The sequence below is a fragment of the Devosia psychrophila genome, from assembly GCF_000971275.1.
Taxonomy (GTDB): Bacteria; Pseudomonadota; Alphaproteobacteria; order Rhizobiales; family Devosiaceae; genus Devosia; species Devosia psychrophila.
Genome location: NZ_LAPV01000074.1, coordinates 21,480 through 40,335, shown reverse-complemented (window position 1 = coordinate 40,335; position 18,856 = coordinate 21,480). Strand labels below are relative to the sequence as shown.

Genomic DNA, 18,856 nt, shown 5'->3' with positions numbered 1-18,856 from the left:
TTAGGAACCGAAGAGTTGGCCTTGAACGGCGGATATGGGTCGGAACCTGACTGGCCACTTCGGGTCGGTTGCGGACGTCCACGTCGAGCAACTATTCCACTGTTCCAGTCCGCATATTATGCGAATCTGAATTTCAGGATGGCAGACCTTGTGAGCCAGAGCGTGCCTCGGCAGCTCACAGAAACTATGAGTGCGCCTGCCCCAACGACGACATGGAACCGGGCGGCACTCACTCCAAGACAATCGGGCACAACCTATGCGAGCCGACTGCCACCGGCATCAAAACGTAGAATGGCTCCCTCATCGGCAGTCAGGGCCACAGCATCGCCCTGGGCGAACGCCGCAGTACCGGGCGTTCGCACAATCATCGGCTCGTCGGAGCCGACGTCTACATAGACGTAGGATTCCGAACCCAAGTGTTCGGTACGCATTACAGTTCCAGCCCAGCCTTCCCCCGGCTGGCCGAAGGCCAAGTGTTCGGGTCGGACACCGATGGTAGCGGCGCCAAATTTCGCCGCTTCGGCACCAGCAAGCAGGTTCATCTTTGGAGAGCCGATGAACCCTGCGACGAACACGGAACCAGGGCGTTCATAGAGTTCCAGTGGCGTGCCAACCTGTTCCACCCGGCCCGCATTGAGCACCACAATCCGGTCGGCCAGTGTCATGGCTTCGACCTGATCATGGGTGACATAGATCATAGTCGTGCCCGGGAGCGATTGTTTCAGCGCCGCAATTTCCAGCCGGGTCTGCACGCGCAGCGCGGCGTCCAGGTTGCTGAGCGGCTCATCAAACAGGAACACCTTGGGGTCGCGCACGATGGCACGGCCGATGGCAACGCGCTGGCGCTGGCCGCCCGAGAGTTGGCGCGGTAGTCGATCCAGCAACAGATCAAGCTGCAGCTTGCGCGCCGCGTCGCGCACCTTTGCTTCAATCTCGGCCTTGCCAAGCTTCTGGATCTTGAGGGCGTAAGCCATGTTGTCAAAGACGCTCATATGCGGATAGAGCGCGTAGGACTGAAACACCATGGCGATGCCGCGCTGAGACGGAGGCACTTTGGTTACATCGACGCCATCGATGCTCAGCGTACCGCCACTGACCGCTTCAAGCCCCGAAATGCAGCGCAGCAGGGTCGACTTGCCGCAGCCCGAGGGGCCGACGAAGACGACGAATTCCCCTGAGGGGATTTCCAGATTCACATCCTTGAGGATGTCGAAGGCGCCGAAGCGTTTGTCGAGATTGCTGATCGTTAGTCTGGCCATGAAAGCAACTCCGGGTCGGTCTAGCGGACGAACACGGCCTTTTCGGTTTCGCGTTGATCAAAGAGGCGGAAGGCGGTTTCGGCTTCGTCGAGCCGGAAGGTGTGTGTGGCGAGCCGTTCCAGGTCGATCTTGTGCGTCGCAATGGTGGTGAGGATGTCCTGGTATTCGTTGATACCGAAGTACCAGGAACCGAACACCGTCAGTTGCTTGCGGATGAGTTGGTCACTGGGGCGGATGGTGGTCTGGGCGTTTTCGCCGACAAAGGCCATGCGCCCGAGCGGGGCCAGGGCATCGAGAGCCATGTTGTGCGCCGCGGTGTTGCCGGAGCAATCGATGGCGCCCGTCAGCCCCTCACCGCCCGAGAATTCCCGAATGGCCTCGGCGGCTTGAGGATCGGTGGGGTCGATCACTAGGTCGGCGCCGAGCTTTTTGGCAAACTCTCTTCTCTCGGCGATGGGGTCGAGCGCCACCACCTGGCCACCAAGCGCCTTGGCCGCCAGCACGCCGCTGGACCCCATCGGCCCGAGACCCCAGATGCCAATGCGCGATAGACCGTTGACGCCCACCTTTCGGCAGGCGGAAAACAGCGTGCCGAAGGCATCGGTGGATATGGCGGCGGCCACTGCCGACATGTGATCGGGCACTTTCAGCAGATTGCGTGCCGGCACCTTGAGGAACTCGGCGTTGCCGCCATCGATCGTGAACCCAAGGCATTTCCACTTGGCGCAGAGGTGCATGTCGCCGCGCCGGCAATGGGCACAAACCCCACAACCGATGGCGAGATAGACCGCGACGCGATCCCCAACGGCAAACTCGGTCACCGCTGCGCCGATGGCCACGAGGGTGCCCGCCGGCTCATGGCCGCAGACAAAGCCGCCGGTCGCATTGCCACCGCCCACCACGGCGTTGCCGTAGTACAGGCTGAGATCGCTGCGGCAAATGCAGGAGGCGTGCATTTCGACCAGCACATCGTCTGGCCCCACTTCGGGAACGGGAATCGAGCGGATTTCCACCTGTTTGTTGCCCGGCAGAAAGACGGCTTGCATCTGCGACACTGGAATTCTCCTGCTATTTGACGGCGCCGGCGGTGAGGCCGCGCACAAAGGATCGCTGCATGGCGAGGAACAGCACGACGAGGGGCGCAAAGGCGATCAGCCCCGCGGCGGCGATTCCGCCATAGTCGACGCCGTAACGGCCCTGCAGGCTTGCCGCGCCCACCGTCAGCGGCTTGAGGCTCTCAGTCTGGAAGACCACCAGGGGCAGCAGGTATTCCTGCCAGGCGAAGAGAAAAGTGATGAGGCCCAATGACATAAGACCGGGTTTGACGACCGGCACGACGATGGTGAGGAAGAGCTTGAGGAGCCCTGCCCCGTCCATCACGGCCGCTTCGATCAGCTCGTCCGGTACGTCCTGCATTACCGTGCGCATCATGAAGACCGAGAACGGCATCAGCAGCGCCGCCTGCGGCAGGATCACTCCGATCCGGTTGTCGATGAGCCCAAGCGCCTGCAGGTTGCCATAGAGCGCCACGATCACCGAAGGCGCCGGCACGACGAGCCCGGCGAGAAACAGTGCGAACAATATCTCTTTGCCGGGAAAGCGCAGTTTGGCGAAGGCGAAGCCCGCCAGCGGGGCCGTCAGCAGCACGAGGATGGTGACGCTGACCGCCGTGATGACGCTGTTGAGAAAATAGGTGGCAAAGCCCGCCTCGCTCCAGATACGACCGAAATTGGCAAAATTGATCGGCCAGCTCAGCGTTAGGGGGCCGGAAAACAGGTCGGCTTCGCTGCGGATGGCGGCCAGGAACACGAGATAGACCGGCACCAATGCGTAAAGCGCGAAGACCAGGAGTAGCAAGTTCTGGAAAAGTCGGGTGCTCTTGGTCATGGCTTCCTCAGCAGGGTAAACGCGCCGGCGCTGATCGCGAGAACGATGATGAGCAAGACCACCGAGAGGGTGGCTGCGTAGCCGAAGTCGCCGACCAGGAAAAAAGTCTTGTAGATATGCGTGGTCAGCACTTCGGTCGCGTAACCCGGGCCACCCTGCGTGGTGACCCATACCAGATCGAAGAAACGCATCGCCTCGATGGCGGCATAAAGCCCAAGGAACAGGGTGGAACCGCGCAGCAGCGGAACTGTGAGATCGCGGAACTTCCGCCACCAGCTGGCCCCATCAATCGAGGCGGCTTCATAAAGTGCGGGGTCAATGGACTGGATAGCGGCGAGGTAGATGATCACGCAGAAGCCGAAGAAGGTCCATGCGCCCACCACATTGAGTGACAGCAGGGCTGTACTCTCCTGCGCCAGCCAGGCTCCTGCCAGTCCGCCGAGACCGACCGCCTCGAGCCCGAAATTGAGCAGGCCGAAGATCGGGTTGTAGATCCAGCCCCAGATTATTCCGGCAACCACCAGGGGAATGGTGCGCGGGATGAAGTAGATGGCTCCCAGCCAGCGCACAACATTGGCATTGCGGTCGGCCAGGATGGCCGCAATGACCAGCCCGGCCAGCAGCGGAAAGGCCAGCGTCAGCACCACCCAGATGGCGTTGTGCCAGAGCGCGGTCCAGAACACGCTATCCCCCAGCAGCCGGCCGTAGTTGGCGAGGCCAATGAAATCGCCGGCAATGCCGTTGTCCCACGCAAAGAAGCTGAAGCCGAAGACTTGCAGGATCGGCAGGCCAACGAACAGCAGGTAAAGCGTCAGTGAGGGCAGCAGAAACAGATAGGCGGATCGGGTGGTCAGCATGGCTCACTCGCGTCTTGGGCGTGAAAGGGCGGGCTCGGTTGGAGCCCGCCCGGGAGAGCACGGCGGGTCAGGGCACCCAGCGCTCGCCATTGTCGATGGCTGCTTGCCAGGCGGCGTCCATGGTGCCCAGGAACTCATCCGCGGTGGCGTCGCCGCCGACCAACCGCTGCAGCTCGGCATAGAGTACCTGGGTCACGCTTTCGGGCAGGGTTGTATGCAGGTCGTAAAAGTTGGTATCGGGCGTTGCCAGACCTTGCGTGTAAAACGACTTAACGATGGGCAGAGCATCCCATTGCTCAAGCTCTTGGGGGGTCGTGCCAATGGGAACGAGGTAGCCCTTCTCGACCCAGACTTCGCGGCTGGTCGGCGAGATCAGGCAGTTGATATAGGCTGCGGCGGCGTCCTTGACATCTTGGCTGGCATTGGCAGAAACCTGCCACTGCGAGCCCTCGCCCCACATTGTGCCCGGCGCCACACCGTCGGCGATCGGCGGCAGCATGAACACGCCGAGATCAAACGAAGCCCCCCGCGCCATGTCCTGCAACACCCAGGTGCCGGTAATGGTCATGGCGGCGCGGCCGGATAGAAACAGGGCATTGGCTTCGTCATAGCCGATGCCATTGAAACCCTTGGGGAAGTAGTCGTTCTCGGCCCAGGACTGGAAGGTTTCGGCGGCCAGTTTGAACTGGTCATTGGCCCAGGGCGCATCGCCGAACAGCACCGTTTCCTCCACATCCTTGCCGGCTGTGAGGCCAAGCAGCAGGCTCAGGGTATTGGTCGCCGGCCAGCGGTCCCGGTTGCCGAAGGCAATTGGGGTGATGCCTTTTTCCTTGAAGGCCGCCGCCGCCGCCTGGAACTCGGCATAGGTGGTGGGGACGGCGATGCCATTTTCCGAGAACAGCGCGGGATTGTAATAGACCCCCATAAGGTCCTGCTCCATCGGTACGCCATAGATGGCGCCCTCAAAGCTGTTGCGACCGCGGTAGAAGCCGTTGATGCCCTCCCAGCCATATTGCGCGTAATAGTCATCGAGCGGTGCCAGTGCGCCGACCCGGGCATAGCCTGCCAGCACCGATGCGGCCGGCCAGGTGTAGGCGAGGTCTGGTGTCTTCTTGGCGGAAACGGCAAGACGATAGCTATCGCGGATGCCGATCGAGGGCGCGATGGTGCGGAGCACCGAGGCGCCATTGAGATCGGGAGCGCAGGCGGTGATCAGCTCGTCCATCGCCGGGCCGGCAGCCGTGATGCCGGCCATGGCGAACTGGTCCCACTGTGTGACCACGGTCTGTGCGGCCGTCGGCTGGATCGTGACGCTGGCGGCAATGCCGGCAGCTAGCAGCAACGGCAGGTGCCGCTGGGTCGAAAGTGTCATAGTTTCCTCCTTCTATGAATGGGAATGGGATGGCGCGGTCTCAGGCCAGCAGCGATCGTATGTAGTCATGGGCGCGTCGTGCCATGTCGTCGGGCTCCACATTGCGACGGTTGAAGCCGATCTCCATGGTCAAGTATCCGTCGAAGCCCTCGGACTTGAGGGCGTCGAGCAGGCTCCGGTAGTCGACCACGCCGCTGCCGGGGGGCTCGCGGTTGACGTCGGCAAGATGGATGTGGGTCAGGTCGCGGCCCAGCCGGTGGACGTAGTCGGTGGGCACTTCGCTGCGGTAGAGCGTATGGAAGGTGTCGAACATCGCCTTGACGTTGGGGCGGTCAACCTGGGCCAACATGGCGATCAGGTCGTCACAATCGTCGACCAGATTGCTGTCCGACGAAGTTGGTTCGACGGCGACCGTGATGCCAAGCGGACGCGCAAAGTCGGCGATTTCCGACAATGCCTCGCGGCTCCAGGCCCAGGCCTGCTCGCGGCTGGTGCCGTAGACCTGCCAGCCGGCGACGTAAAGCAGGGTCTTGCCACCCCATTCAGCACAAAGCTCTGCCACCTGCTTGTACTGGTCGATGGCACCGGCCCGCTCCAGCGGATTTGCCGAGGCGACGTTGAAGCCGGGGCCGCCACCCGGGGCGGGCAGCATGCTTGAAAGCGCCAGCCCATTATCATCCAGTATCTGTCGTATTTCGCGGCGGCGCTCCTTGTTCAGGTATTCGGGATAGGCGTGCGGACTGGCCGCGCCGATCTCGATGCCATCATAGCCGATGCGGGCGATGCGCTTGATGACCTCTTCGAGGGGGTAGGCCGGCACCCATACCGGAAAGCTCGAATAGACCCAGGTATTGAATGCCAGTTTCAACAATTCCTCCTCGTGCAGGCAAGGCAATCCCGACCCCGGAATCGTACGATTCCGAGCCTCTGTTCGGCGTTTTGCGCGCCGGGTTAGGCCTTGCGTTGGTGCTTATGGCTTAGTGCACTGCGCTGGAGGGCAACACCCGCAAATATGTCCAACCTGGATAAGTTCGCCCCCACCATTGACGTTAGTCGCGATCCAGCCCTCGCATGACCGCTTCGGCACGGTTCTGGGCAGTGGCCAGCGCGACGGCACGGGTCTTTAGCCCGCTCAGCATGTCGTGGATCTCCTCGCCCGCAATGGCGATGAGCGCGGAAATGCCAGGAACCGGCGGGCGCGGCCAGGCGCGCAGCACACCCTTTCGCGCTATGGCATCGACCACCCCAATGACCGGCGAGAGTGCCTGCACTTCGGGATCGCGATTGACGCTAAAGCGCGGACTCGCGAGGCTCCCATTGGTCATGAAAAGCTTGGCGGCGCTGGCTGAGGTCAGGGCAGCCAACGCCGCCCAGGCGGGTGCGACGCGTTCCGGTGCGATATTACTGGGAAGGGCGAGAGCGTAACCACCGAGCGGGGAAATCGGCCGGCCGCCTAGTCCGATGGGCTGCGGTACATAGCCGGTTTTGCGATACGCCGGAGAGGCCGGATCACTCTCAAACAGGGTAACGAGCAGCGTGTGGGCATAAGCGAGCGATGTGTGGCCGCTGGCATAGGCGCGGGCGCGGTCGTACCAGGTCATGCTGAGGATGTCTGGCGGGGAGACTGCCAGAAGCTCGGTCAGATAGTCAGCTGCGGCGTGAGCAGCTTCGCTGTCGAACATCGGCCGCAGATGGTCCTCGGTCATGTCCTCGGGCAGGAAGCCATCCGCGGTTTGGCCAAGGTTTACGATCGGCTGGCCGTGAGCGGCCATGGCGACCATGAAGGTGTGGCCCAGCGCCGTCCCCCGGCCGCCATTCCAGGCGATGCCGAAGCGGCCACGCTCAGGCGCGTGCAGCGCCCGGGCCACAGCAAGCGTCTCTACCGTCGTTCGCGGGGGCGCCAGGCCCGCGTCGTCCAGCAAATCGGTGCGATAGGCAAGAAGCTCCGCCGTGCTCAGCAGCGGAATGCCATACTGCCGGCCACGGCGACGGGCACTCACCACTGCGTCGGGCAGGAAGTCAGCCATGTCCATTTCGGACCCGGCGATCAGGTCGTCGAGCGGTCTTAACCGATTTCTCCCGACCATGTCGCCAAACCAGGGCAAGTCGCAGGCGATAATGTCGTAAGCCGAGACCGGCCGCTGTCCGTTCTGGACGATTTCAGCCCACAGCCGGTCGATCGACAACGCCTTGCTCTGGATCGGAACGCCCAGGATCATCTCGAACTGCCGTTTGAGCGCATTCATCGCCATGAAGGTGGGATCTGCATGGACCAGCAAGCGCAGGCCGCGTGGCAGCGCGAGCTTGTTTTCCAGGACGGTGGGCGGCGCAATCACCGCTGCCATGTCGGCGGCCGGCTTCCGAACCGCTTGCGACACATCGCTGGCGATCTGCTCGATCAGGCGCCGCGTATGGCCGGCAAAGAGCTGCCACCGGCGCAACAGCTCGGACGAGGGATGCAGCGAGAAGGATCGGCCGGTGGCTGTGCGGGGGCGACGAACAATAAGACCGCTGCCGATCAGCCCCTCGATCGCCCGGAAAGCGGTGCCGTAGCTAAGGCCCGAGGCGGCTGCCAAGCATGCCATCGTGGTGAGCCGCCCGCTCACGTGATTGCGCACCAGATGCAGCACGATGCCCAGGTCGCGCAGGTCAAGTCCAAGGTTTTCGCTACCCTGCCCCCGAAGGGAATCGACGAATTCGATTGTCTGCAGCATAGCCGCATTCGAGGTCGAGCGCCCCGGAGGGGCACTTTCGGCCTCATAGGGACCTTCGGGCAGGGCCGCAGTCGCAATAGACTTTGAACGCCGGGGGGTTATAGCCACGCATTACATCCCGTTGGTCGCCCGGTCGTCAAGCCGGCCGAGTGCCCGCCTGACTCAGTGCCACAGCCAGGATGATGATCCCGCCGCGGGCGATGAGTTGCTGGGAATACTCGAGGCCCATCAGGATCAGGCCGTTGTTGATGACACCGATCATCAAGGCGCCAATGATCGATCCGATCACGGTGCCTTTCCCCCCAAACAATGAGGTGCCGCCGAGCACGACGGCAGCGATCACCGACAGTTCGTCGCCTTCCCCGAGCTGGAAGCGGCCCGTCTGCAGGCGACCGGCATAGAGCATGCCGGCAAGCGAGGCCGTCACCGCGGAAATGACAATGACCCAGAGCTTGACCCGGCTGGTGTTGATGCCGCTATAGCGCGCCGCCACTACATTGCCGCCGACCGCCAGCACCTGTCGGCCAAATTTGGTGCGCCGCAAGACGACGTGACCGATGACGCCGACGACCAGGATCCAGATCAGAAGCGTCGGGATCGGACCGAGATTGCCGCCACCGAAGATGGCTGGATAGAGCGGATCGAGCACCGGAATGGCGGCGGTATCGGAAATCCACATCGCCGTGCCCTTGGCTATGCCCATCATGGCGAGTGTGGTGAGAAAGGTCGGGATCATCAGCCGGGTCGAGAGCAGCCCGTTGATCAGCCCCACCGCCACGCCGGTCAACAGGCCGATGGCAATACCGGCAGGCAACCCGCCCCAGGTAATTGCCATGGCGGTGGTGACAGAGGCCAACCCGGCCACGGCGCCGACCGACAGGTCGATCTCGCCGGAGGATAGTACCAGCGTCATGGCCACCGCCATCACCGCGATCATGGCGGTCTGGCGGGCGATGTTGAGGAGGTTGTTGGGGGCGAGGAAGCCCTTGTCATAAAGCGTCGCCGCGAAAAACAGGAACACCACGATGAAGCCGATATAGATGATATTCTGCCGCCAGGTGCGTTTGAAGTAGCCCAGGAAGCTCTCGCGTCCTCCTGCCGTTGCGGTGGTGTCAGCCATGGTTTCCTCCCCGTTGCACAATCAGTTGCAGCTTCTGTTCGGCGCGCAGTTCCGCTGCATCGCCGGGGCTGCTCAGTAGGTCCGCCTTGTCGACGGTTTCGACCAGCCTGCCACCCGACATCACTGCGATGCTGTCGCTGACGGCCATGAGTTCAGCGAGTTCCGATGAAATGAAGATGATGGATTTGCCTTCGGCGGCCAGCTCGCGCACCAAGCGAAGCACTTCGCCCTTGGAGCCGATGTCGATGCCGGCGGTGGGTTCATCCATGATGAGAATGTCCGGATCGGTGGCCAGCCATTTGCCGATGACGATCTTCTGCTGGTTGCCACCAGACAGCGAATTGGCCGCCGCCTCGCGCGACACCGTCTTGATGGCAAGGCGCTTGATCAGGTCGTCGGTCGTGGCGCGGGATTTGAACAGGTCGACGAAGGGGGACGATCCGAGGCGCTTCAGGATGGGCAGCTCGATATTGTCCTGGATGGAGTGGGCCAGTACCAGACCCTGCCGGCGTCGGTCCTCGGGCACCAGCGCTAGACCGAGTTCGGTCGCCTGCTTGGGCGAGCCGATGGTGGTCGTCCGCCCCCGCAGCGTGATGGTGCCGCCGGCAATGGGTTCGAGCCCGAACAGCATGCGCGCCAGCCGGCTGCGTCCTGCGCCGAGCAGTCCGGCAATCCCCAGCACTTCGCCGCGCCTAAGTGAAAAACTCACGTCGCCGCCATGGCGCAGCTTGCTCGACAAGTGCTCGACCCTAAGGATGACTTCATCCTGCGCTGTCGAAGCCGTGGTGAACTCAGACAGGTCGCGGGTCGCCTTCCCCATGATGTCGGCGATCAGCGTCGCCAGCGTGTAGTCGGCGATCGGCCGGCTATCAATCAGCCGCCCGTCGCGCAAGACTGTCGCGTGATCGGCAATGCGGAAGATTTCGTCCATGCGGTGGCTGACATAGACGATGGCCTTGCCTTCGGCCCGGAGGCGCCGCAGCAGGCCGAAGAGGATATCCACCTCGCCCGCCGTCAGGGCCGAGGTCGGCTCGTCCAGCACAAGCACCGCTGCGTTCTGCGACAGTGCCTTGGCGATCTCGGTCAGTTGCTGCTGGCCGGTGGAGAGGTCGGCGACGATGGCGGCCGGATTGATGCTGACCCCCATCGAGCCGAAGATCTCGGCGCTGCGCCGCTCCATCGCTCGGTCGTCAATCAGACCCGCCGATGTCAGCAGTTCGTTGGCAAGAAACACGTTCTGCGCGACACTCAACGTGGGCACCAAACTCATCTCCTGAAAGATCATGCCGATGCCCTTTTGTCGGGCCACGTGCGGGGTGAGGCGATCAAACACCTCGCCCCCGATGGTTATGGTGCCGCTATCGGGCGCCTGCACGCCGCGCAAGGTCTTGAGAATGGTGGATTTGCCGGCGCCGTTCTCGCCGAGCAGGGCGTGGATTTCGCCCGAGCGGGCGCTGAAGCTCACCTCGCGCAGGGCATGCACCCCGCCGAAGCGCTTGGAAATAGCAGCCATTTCGACCGCGATGGGTTTGGCCGCCAGTTCGATCATTGCACGTCCACCCATTGTCCGGTTTCCCCCGACGCCAGGATCGCGTCGGCGATCAGGGCGATCCGGTACCCGTCCTCGAAATTGGGCGAGGGTTGCTTGCCCGTGACGATGGCAGTGCACAGATCGTAGCACTCGACGATCTTGGTTTCACCGTAGCCGATGCCCAGCGCCGGAATCGGCCAGAGGCCACCGCCATAAGGGTGAGCCGGACCCGTATAGACGGTGCGAAAGCCTCGGGCGTCGGCGACGTCGTCGGCGAACATGACCTGGAGTTCGTCGCGCCGTTCGTAGTTGAAGGCCAACGACCCCTTGGTGCCGTGGATCTCGAAGGTCAGGAAATTGTTGCGGCCATAGGCGTTGCGGGTGGCCTCGATCGAGCCGATGGCGCCATTGGCGAACTTGACCATAGTCAGCATCTCGTCATCGACATCGACCGCGCCACGCTCGGCATTGTTGTCGCCGCCACCGACACCAAGCTTGTCGACACCCCCAGATTGCTTGGGACGGGTCGGGATGTGGGTCTTGACGAGGGCGTTGACCGAGGCGATCTCCCCGACAAGATAGCGCGCAAAATCCACTGCATGGGTGCCAATATCGCCCACTGTGCCCGAGCCGGCGACCGACTTCTGGAAGCGCCAGGAGAGTGGGCTATCGGGATCGGCCGACCAATCCTGGAGATAGGTGCCGCGGAAATTGAGAATGTCGCCGATGCGGCCTTCCTCTATCAGTTTTTTGGCGAGGGCCACCGCCGGGGTGCGACGATAGTTGAAGGCGACCATGTGGATGGTGCCGGCGGCTTGTGCCGCGTCGAGCATGGTCTTGGATTCAGCGCCAGTACGGGCGAGCGGTTTTTCGCAGATCACATGCTTGCCGGCATTGGCAGCGGCGATGGCGATCTCGGCGTGGGAATTGTTGGGGGTGCAAATATCGATGATGTCGATATCGGGCCGAGCGATCACCGCGCGCCAGTCGATTGAGGCTTCCTCGAAGCCGAACCGGTCGCGCGCCGTCTCGGCCATCTGCTGGTTGATGTCCACGACCACCTTGCGCACCGGAATGGCCGGCGCCGGCCAGAAGAACATTGGCATGGCGGCATAGGCCATGGCGTGGGCCTTGCCCATGAAACCGCCGCCGATCATGGCGACATTGAGCTTTTGCATTTTCTGTCTCGTTGATGGGGTGAAGGAAAGTGCGGGACGGTCTTGGGAGGCCGTCCCACGCAGGCGCTGGGAGGAGCGCCTAGTTCATGGAGCCGCTGACCGTGGCCGGCGCTTCGGTGGAGTAGACAGCTTGCCAGGCGTCGAGCAGGTTGGCCTTCTCGACCGGCAAGGCCGGTAGGGCGACATAGGCTGGCGCATCCTTGCCAAGCAGGCCGTAGCCGGCGAGCATGGCTTCGGTCACGCCCTGGTCGAAAGGCCGCTGGGCACCCAGGCCCTTGATGAAGCCACCGCGCGCCATGTCAATTGCGACGTTTTCGCCCAAGTCGATGGTGGTAATGATGAGGTCGTCACGACCATTGGCGCGGGCCGCAGCAATCACCCCTTCGGCCGGCACGTCCCACACCGCCCAGATGCCGTCGATCTCGGCATTGCCCACCATCATCGCCGAGGCGGCGCGGTCAGCGTCGCCGGTAAAGTCGGGGCCGCCTATGCCCTGTTCTGCAACGACCTCGATATCGGGATAGCTCTGCTCGATGGTCGCCTTGAAGGCGTCATAGCGCTGGCGCGTCACGAAGAAGTCGGCGGCGTGGAAAACGATGCCGATCTGGCCCTCGCCGTTGAGCGCCTTTGCCATCAAATGGGCTGAAGCGACGCCATTGCCATAGTTGTCGGCGGAAACGACGCTGACATAATCGGTGCCTGCCACGAACCCCGCCGGCACGTTATCCATGAAGACGAGCTTGACCCCCGCCTCGGCAGCTTGGCGATAGGCGGTTGCCGTGGCCGTCGGATCGGTTGGGATCGATACAATGATGTCGGGGTTCTGCGCCAGGATGGTTTCGATGTCGGAAACCTGCTTGGCCGAACTGAAGCCAGCGTCGGTGGTGGCAATCACCTCGATGCCCATCGCCGCAAACTGGGTTTCGAGCCCGTTGATCTGGGCCTGGCTCCAGTCGTCACCACCGTAGTGCATGACGATGGCGGCAGTGGCGCCCATAGCCTTGATCTGGGCCAGTTCGTCATTGGAGAGGGTGACTTCAGAGGCCGAGACCGGGCTCTCGCCGTTCGGCCCGGTGCTCAGCGTCTGGTTGGCGAGTGCTGCCAGCGCCTCATCCGGGCTCTGTGCAAAAGCTGTCCCGGCGATGGTGCCAGCCAGCAATGCTGCCGCCAGCAGTGTCGTCGTCTTCGAATGTCCCATGGTATCCTCCCTTTGGTGACTTTGGTGTTTGTCTGATCAGGCGAAGTGCCGCTTCAGGTATGTGTGACTGCGCACCGCCCCCTCGTACGGGTCGGGCCAGCTATCGAGTTCGGCCATGACCCAGCCGGAATAGTTGGTATCCTTGAGGGCCTGTATAACCGCCCCGTTGTCGAGATCGCCGGCATCGAGCGGGGTGAAGCCAAACGGTTCGCGCTGCAGGCCCTTGAGATGCACCAGCCCGATGCGCCTGGAGAACTCGCGAACCTGCGCCGCAGGGTCGCCACCGGCCGCCGCGAGGTGGGCCGTGTCGGGGCAGAAATCGAGGCTGGTGAGCCCAAAAATTCTGGTGACCTCGGCCGGGCTCTCGACAATGGTGGAAAGGTGCGGATGGTAGTGAGCCCGCAGACCGGCGCGCCTGGCAATTTCTCCCACCAGGTCAAGTGCTTCGCCAAGACGCTGGTAGTCGTCTGCCCGAATGCCGCCGGCGCGTTTGGCGCCTCCGCCGATCACGTAGTGGCTGGCGCCTGCGTCTGCGGCCGCCGCCGCGACGCGTTCGATCCGGGCCAGTTCTTCGGACAGGATGTCGGGAAAGATGAAGTTGCCGCCCGAATAGGTCGACACCAGTTCCAGTCCGGCTGCAGCGAGCCTGCGACGCAGGTCGGCCGGCGTGTCGTCGAGCAGGTTGCCGTCGAAGATTTCCACGCCCTGATAGCCCGCTCGAGCAATGTCGGCGAAGGCACGATCCATGTCGGCGAAGGTCCGGTAAGTCAGCTGGGTGATTGACGTCACCCCCACGGCATTGCCGCCGAGCGGTCCCCAGCAATTGGCGTGATAGGCCAGTTTGACGGCCATGGGCTCCTCCTCCGAGCAGATCCGGCTTTGCCGGGATTGGACTGACACTGCGGCCAGCCCGTTGTTAACCAGACCTTACGCCGTTTGAAAACTCGAAGTCAATGCCAATTCTGCACAAGAACCACATCTTTTGTCGGATAATAGGCATAAGTCGCAGCTTGATGCGAAGAACCTGCCGGGTTAGGTTGGAACTGCAATAGAGACAGAGGGATCGAGGAGTGGCGGAGAAGAAAACAGCGCTACGATCGGTCGGCCGCCCACGCAGCGTCGACACGGCCCAGGCAAGCCTGGCGCTATTGCTCAACCTAGTGCGGACCGGAACAGCCACGACCCGGCAGGAACTCGAACGCGGCTCCGAGCTGGGGCGAGCCGTCGTCGCCGACCGGCTGGCGACGATGATTGACCTGGGCCTCCTCAAGGAAGGGGAATTGGGCCAGGCCACCGGCGGCAGGGCGCCCCGGCAGATGCGGTTCCGCGAGGATGCCGGCTCACTGCTGGTTTCGGCAATCGACCAGAGTTCCATAGCGCTCGGTATTGCCGATCTCAACGGCCAGATGCTCGTGGAGCACCACGAAGCGGCGCGGCTCGACGCGGGGCCGGAGGCAATTCTGGAGCGACTGGCTACCATTTTTGATTGGCTGCTCAGGGAAACCGAGAAACCGGCGCCTTGGGGAATGGGGCTTGCCCTGGCTGGCCCAATCGAAAAGCCGTCGGCCGAATTCGAGGCCGTTCACGTCCTGCAAAGCGTGCAATCATGGCAGGGTTTCCCGTTCCTGGAACGGCTGTCGATGCGGATCGGCGTGCCGATTTTCGCCCGCAGCGGCGTTCAGACCATGACCATGGGCGAGGCCAAGGCTGGTGGCGGCCGGGGTCTCAGCGACATCATTTATGTCAAGCTGGGCCGCTCGATCAGCGCCGGCCTGATGTCCGAGGGCCGTCTGCATCGGGGCGCCCAGGGCGCGGCCGGCATGATCGGCCACAGCAGGGTCGGCGACGACCTGCTTGGGGCCATAGCCGGCGCCGACGCCCTGGCCCGTGAGGGGACGGCCGCAGCCGAGGACGGCCGCAGCCCCTATCTGGCACAGGCGCTGGCGCGGCAGGGCGAAATCTCGGTCGTCGATATCGGCCATGCCGCCCAGTTGGGCGACTTGTTCTGTGTCGAACTGCTCGGCCGGTGTGGTCGCATGGTGGGCGAGGCGCTCGCACCGCTGACCAACCTGGTCAATCCCACACTCATCATCATTGGCGGGATCGTCGCCGAATCGGGTGGCGACAGCCTGCTCGCCGGCATTCGCGAAGCGGTTTATCGCCAGTCTCACCCGATGGTGTCGCGCGACCTTCAAATCATGCGCTCCCAGATGGGGGCATCCGCAGGCCTGGTCGGCGCCGCCCAGGTGGTGGTGGAAGAATTGTTCTCGCCCCCCATCCTGCAGGGCTGGATCGGGCACGGCTCGCCCCTTCTCCATCCGGACTTCCAGAGAGTCATGGAGAGATACACCACAACACTGGCGCCCAAGGCGGCAACACCATCGGGACGAACGGCACCATGAACGGCAAGACGCCAGTGGATACCGCCAAGCCGATTGCAGGCCTGGGTCCGCATGGAGAGCGCGCCGTGCCCGCCGACCAGATTCAGCTGACCGAGGGCGACGCCGTCGAGGCCAAGGCGCGCCGCTTTGCGGTGGCAGTGGTCCTGCACACCACCACCAGCGATTGGTCAAAGCAGGAACTAGCGGGCATTGCCGCTACGCTGGGCCTCTATTCCGCTGCCGTCGTTGAAGTGGTCGATTGCAATTTCGACGTCGAATTGCAGATCGCCGCCCTGACCCGGCTGGCGCGTGAGCCGGTCGACGCGGTAATCTCGATCCCAATCGGCAATACGCGCGTCGCGGCGGCCCATCGGGCCCTGGCCCACAGCGGTCGTAAACTGGTGCTGCTGGACAATGCCCCGACCGGCATGCTGCCCGGTGCCGACTATGCCAGCGTCGTCTCGACCGACAATTTTGGCCTGGGCCAAAGCTGCGCCGCCATGCTGTCGGACCATATCCCGCCGAACGGCGCCGCCGGCATCCTGGGCTACGGCATCGACTTCTTTGCCACCCACGAGCGCGAGATTGCGTTCCGCAAATGGATGGGCATCCACCGACCGGACGTCACCCTGGTCCGAGAACGATTTGCCGAGCTGGAGGATGCCGGGCCGGCCGCGCTGGCGATGGTGGAGAAGGCTCGCGGCCTGTCAGGCATTTTTGCGGTCTGGGACGTGCCGGCGATGAAGGCGGTCCGGGCGCTCGCGCAGCAGGGCTTCGACATTCCCGTCACGACAGTGGACCTGGGCAATGACGTCGCCCTCGATATGGTCCGCCGTGGCATGATCAAAGGGGTCGGCGCCCAGATGCCCTATGATCAGGGCAGCGCGGCCGCTCGGGTGACAGTTGCGGCCCTGCTGGGGTTGTCGGTGCCACCATGGGTCGCGCTGGCCGGACGCGAAGTGACGCCATTAGATGTAGTCGAGGCCTACCAGGTCATCTGGCACCTGCCGGCACCGAGGGCCATCATTGATGCCATGCGAATATTGGTCGCCACTCAAGGCCATTCTAAATGATTGCAAAGCCCTGTTCGCGCACCAACCATGCGGTGAAGGGTATCGATCTCCCAGTAAAGAAGGGCGAATGCTTCGGCCTCGTCGGGGAATCCGGCTGCGGCAAATCCACATTGCTCGGTGCGATAGCCGGACGCCTAAAAGACTGGCACGGCAGCATCACTATCGCCGGCGATCAGCTTGGCTGGAAGAAACGCAACCACGATCAGTTACGCCGCTACGCCGCCAGCAGATGGTTTTCCAGGACCCATTCGGTTCGCTTCACCCTCGCCACACCATCGGCGGCATCCTTATGGAGCCGCTGGTAATCCATGGTATTGCCGATCACGAGGAGCGGGAGGAGAAGGCCCTGGACCAGGTCGGCTTGCTGCCGCGCTTTCGCTTCCCCTATCCCCACCAGCTGTCGGGAGACCAACGCCAACGCGTCGCCATTGCACGCGCACTGATCCTTGAACCGGAAATCCTGCTGCTCGATGAGCCGACATCGGCGCTCGACGTGTCCATCCAGGCCGAAATCCTCAATCTTCTCAGAGACCTGAGAGAACGCGCCGGCCTGACCTATGTGCTCGTCAGCCACGACATGGCCGTGGTGGCCCATCTGTGCGACCGCATCGTCGTGATGAAGGATGGCCAATTGGCGGAGATATCGACGCGCCAGGCCATGATCGACGGCAAGGTTCAGCACCCATACACGCGCATGCTGCGCGAGGGCAGCCTCGGATATCGGCCCGAAGGCGCTGTTGTGGCGGCCTGAAATTTCAATTCTGGCCACCGGCCAGTCAGGTCTGGCGCCTGCGCGCGGCCTGTCGTTCAAAGAGGGGAAACTCAATGAAAATCGACCGCATGCGGGTCTACGTGACACGCGACAAGGACCGTCCACGCGTTATCATCGCGCTCGACACCGATGACGGCCTCACGGGTTAGGGCGAGTGCTACAACCATGGTCCCGACCTGGCCCTGCCACCGCTCCTCGACTACCTCTATAATTTCATCGCTGGCCAGGATCCGTCGCGCGTTGAATATCTCTTCAACTACATGATCCAGCAGTGCCGCTTTCCGCCTGGTGCGCTTGGGCTTGCGGCCATATCGGGCTTCGATCATTGCCTTTGGGATCTGGCGGCGAAAGCCCGCGGCGTGCCTGTGTAAAAGATGCTTGGCGGAGAAGTCCGTGACCGCATCAAGGTCTATGCCGGCGTTTACACCGCTTCAGACTTGCCCACCGCCAAAGATGAGCTCGACCGGCTCAATAGCGAGTGGGGTTTTTCCGCTTTCAAACTCAGCCCATGGCGGCTGGAGCCCAATAGCAACCGCTGGGGGGAGGTCGTCCGCACCTCTGCCGAGTATTTCCGGCAGCTGCGGGAAAGCGTAAATCAGGACTACGAAATCGCCTTTGATGCCCAGGCCAAGATCTTCGACGTCAATTCGGCCCGCCAGCTTGGCAATGTCCTGGCGCCTTATGATCCGCTGTTCTACGAGGAACCCCTGCGTCCCGAAAACATCGAGCTCTATGGGGAACTGAACCAGGGTCTGAATTGCGCCCTGGCCACGGGCGAATCTCTCTATAGCCGCAACGAATTCCTTCGATTGCTGCAGGTAAAGGGTGCCTACCTGATCCAGCCCGACATCTGCGTTGTTGGCGGCATTTCAGAGATGCGCCGGATCGCAGCGTTGGCGGAGGCTTATTTCGTCGGTGTGGCGCCACATAACCCGATGGGTCCGCTGGCTTCCGGGATGGGGTGGGATGCAGACCGGCTGCTTTTGAGGCGAAGTGGGCACTTGCAGTCGCGTCGCATGCAATCAGAAATAATGACTCAAACCACTTTGATAGATTTGAGCCGATGGACCGTCAGGAGACAGCCACCAACACGGCACCGCCGGCAATCAGGCCGATGCCTAGCCAGCCGGTGGGCGGCAGGCGTTCTCCGAGCAATAGGGCCGCGAATATGGCGACGAGAACGACGCTGAGCTTGTCGATTGGGGCTACCTGGGCCGCCTTGCCGAGTTGAAGGGCGCGGAAATAGCATAGCCAGGACAGCCCGGTGGCGACGCCGGATAGAATCAGGAAGGTCCAGGTCTTGCTCGAAAGCGTCCCTGGAGCCTGCCAATGGCCTGTGGCTGCCACGATACCGGCCGCGACGATCAAGATGACCACGGTGCGGATCAGGGTCGCAAAGTCGGAATTGACGTTCTCGATGCCTATCTTGGCGAAAATGGCGGTGAGCGCGGCAAAGCCAGCCGACAGCAGGGCCCAAAACAGCCAGGACGATAGTGGAGCTTCCATGGTGTGAC

General features: G+C 62.7%; 17 protein-coding genes and 1 pseudogene. 5 read left to right on the top strand and 13 right to left on the bottom strand.

The features are described from left to right. Positions 1-254: 254 nt before the first annotated feature. From WH91_RS06150 to WH91_RS06095, 12 genes are all read right to left on the bottom strand, one after another. The gene (locus tag WH91_RS06150; RefSeq protein WP_046170114.1) at positions 255-1,259 is read right to left on the bottom strand and encodes an ABC transporter ATP-binding protein; all 1,005 of its coding nucleotides are present in this window, start codon (positions 1,257-1,259) and stop codon (positions 255-257) included. 20 nt (positions 1,260-1,279) lie between these two features. Further along, positions 1,280-2,305 carry a zinc-binding dehydrogenase gene (locus tag WH91_RS06145; protein WP_046170122.1) on the bottom strand — a complete coding sequence of 342 codons (1,026 nt, stop codon included), beginning with the start codon at positions 2,303-2,305 and terminating at the stop codon, positions 1,280-1,282. Positions 2,306-2,327: 22 nt separating this feature from the next. Continuing rightward, positions 2,328-3,146: a carbohydrate ABC transporter permease gene (locus WH91_RS06140; RefSeq protein WP_046170113.1), complete on the bottom strand. Its 819-nt coding sequence runs from the start codon at positions 3,144-3,146 to the stop codon at positions 2,328-2,330. Next, positions 3,143-4,003, bottom strand: a complete 861-nt coding sequence (locus WH91_RS06135) for a carbohydrate ABC transporter permease (protein ID WP_052952629.1) — start codon at positions 4,001-4,003, stop codon at positions 3,143-3,145. Before WH91_RS06135 ends, WH91_RS06140 begins: the two co-directional genes overlap by 4 nt. Positions 4,004-4,070: 67 nt before the next feature. Continuing rightward, entirely contained in the window at positions 4,071-5,375 is a 1,305-nt protein-coding gene (locus tag WH91_RS22480; protein WP_052952628.1) for an ABC transporter substrate-binding protein, read from the bottom strand. A 40-nt stretch (positions 5,376-5,415) separates the two neighbouring features. Beyond that, a complete protein-coding gene (locus tag WH91_RS06125) occupies positions 5,416-6,243 on the bottom strand; it encodes a sugar phosphate isomerase/epimerase family protein (RefSeq protein ID WP_046170112.1) in 828 nt (275 codons plus the stop codon). A 181-nt stretch (positions 6,244-6,424) separates the two neighbouring features. After that, a complete protein-coding gene (locus tag WH91_RS06120) occupies positions 6,425-8,089 on the bottom strand; it encodes an extracellular solute-binding protein (protein WP_052952627.1) in 1,665 nt (554 codons plus the stop codon). A gap of 136 nt (positions 8,090-8,225) precedes the next feature. Beyond that, positions 8,226-9,209 carry an ABC transporter permease gene (locus WH91_RS06115; RefSeq protein WP_082102019.1) on the bottom strand — a complete coding sequence of 328 codons (984 nt, stop codon included), beginning with the start codon at positions 9,207-9,209 and terminating at the stop codon, positions 8,226-8,228. After that, entirely contained in the window at positions 9,202-10,773 is a 1,572-nt protein-coding gene (locus WH91_RS06110; protein WP_046170111.1) for a sugar ABC transporter ATP-binding protein, read from the bottom strand. The genes WH91_RS06115 and WH91_RS06110 overlap by 8 nt, the downstream gene beginning before the upstream one ends. Then, a complete protein-coding gene (locus WH91_RS06105) occupies positions 10,755-11,918 on the bottom strand; it encodes a levoglucosan dehydrogenase (RefSeq protein ID WP_046170110.1) in 1,164 nt (387 codons plus the stop codon). Before WH91_RS06105 ends, WH91_RS06110 begins: the two co-directional genes overlap by 19 nt. A 79-nt stretch (positions 11,919-11,997) precedes the next feature. Next, entirely contained in the window at positions 11,998-13,116 is a 1,119-nt protein-coding gene (locus WH91_RS06100; protein ID WP_046170109.1) for a substrate-binding domain-containing protein, read from the bottom strand. Positions 13,117-13,152: 36 nt separating this feature from the next. After that, a complete protein-coding gene (locus WH91_RS06095; protein WP_046170108.1) occupies positions 13,153-13,968 on the bottom strand; it encodes a sugar phosphate isomerase/epimerase family protein in 816 nt (271 codons plus the stop codon). A 218-nt stretch (positions 13,969-14,186) separates the two neighbouring features. On the opposite strand from WH91_RS06095, the gene WH91_RS06090 reads away from it, so the two are divergent. From WH91_RS06090 to WH91_RS23240, 5 genes and pseudogenes are all read left to right on the top strand, one after another. Continuing rightward, positions 14,187-15,518: an ROK family protein gene (locus tag WH91_RS06090; protein ID WP_046170107.1), complete on the top strand. Its 1,332-nt coding sequence runs from the start codon at positions 14,187-14,189 to the stop codon at positions 15,516-15,518. Beyond that, positions 15,515-16,570 carry a substrate-binding domain-containing protein gene (locus WH91_RS06085; RefSeq protein WP_046170106.1) on the top strand — a complete coding sequence of 352 codons (1,056 nt, stop codon included), beginning with the start codon at positions 15,515-15,517 and terminating at the stop codon, positions 16,568-16,570. The genes WH91_RS06090 and WH91_RS06085 overlap by 4 nt, the downstream gene beginning before the upstream one ends. Continuing rightward, positions 16,567-16,875, top strand: a complete 309-nt coding sequence (locus WH91_RS25905; protein ID WP_342028126.1) for an ATP-binding cassette domain-containing protein — start codon at positions 16,567-16,569, stop codon at positions 16,873-16,875. Before WH91_RS06085 ends, WH91_RS25905 begins: the two co-directional genes overlap by 4 nt. Beyond that, the gene (locus WH91_RS06080; protein ID WP_342028125.1) at positions 16,800-17,321 is read left to right on the top strand and encodes an ABC transporter ATP-binding protein; all 522 of its coding nucleotides are present in this window, start codon (positions 16,800-16,802) and stop codon (positions 17,319-17,321) included. The genes WH91_RS25905 and WH91_RS06080 overlap by 76 nt, the downstream gene beginning before the upstream one ends. A gap of 74 nt (positions 17,322-17,395) precedes the next feature. Continuing rightward, positions 17,396-18,301: pseudogene (locus tag WH91_RS23240) on the top strand (mandelate racemase/muconate lactonizing enzyme family protein); the annotation flags it as partial. A 112-nt stretch (positions 18,302-18,413) separates the two neighbouring features. Here the strand turns inward: WH91_RS23240 and WH91_RS06070 are convergent. Beyond that, positions 18,414-18,848: an EamA family transporter gene (locus WH91_RS06070; protein WP_046170104.1), complete on the bottom strand. Its 435-nt coding sequence runs from the start codon at positions 18,846-18,848 to the stop codon at positions 18,414-18,416. Between the last annotated feature and the right edge of the window lie 8 nt (positions 18,849-18,856).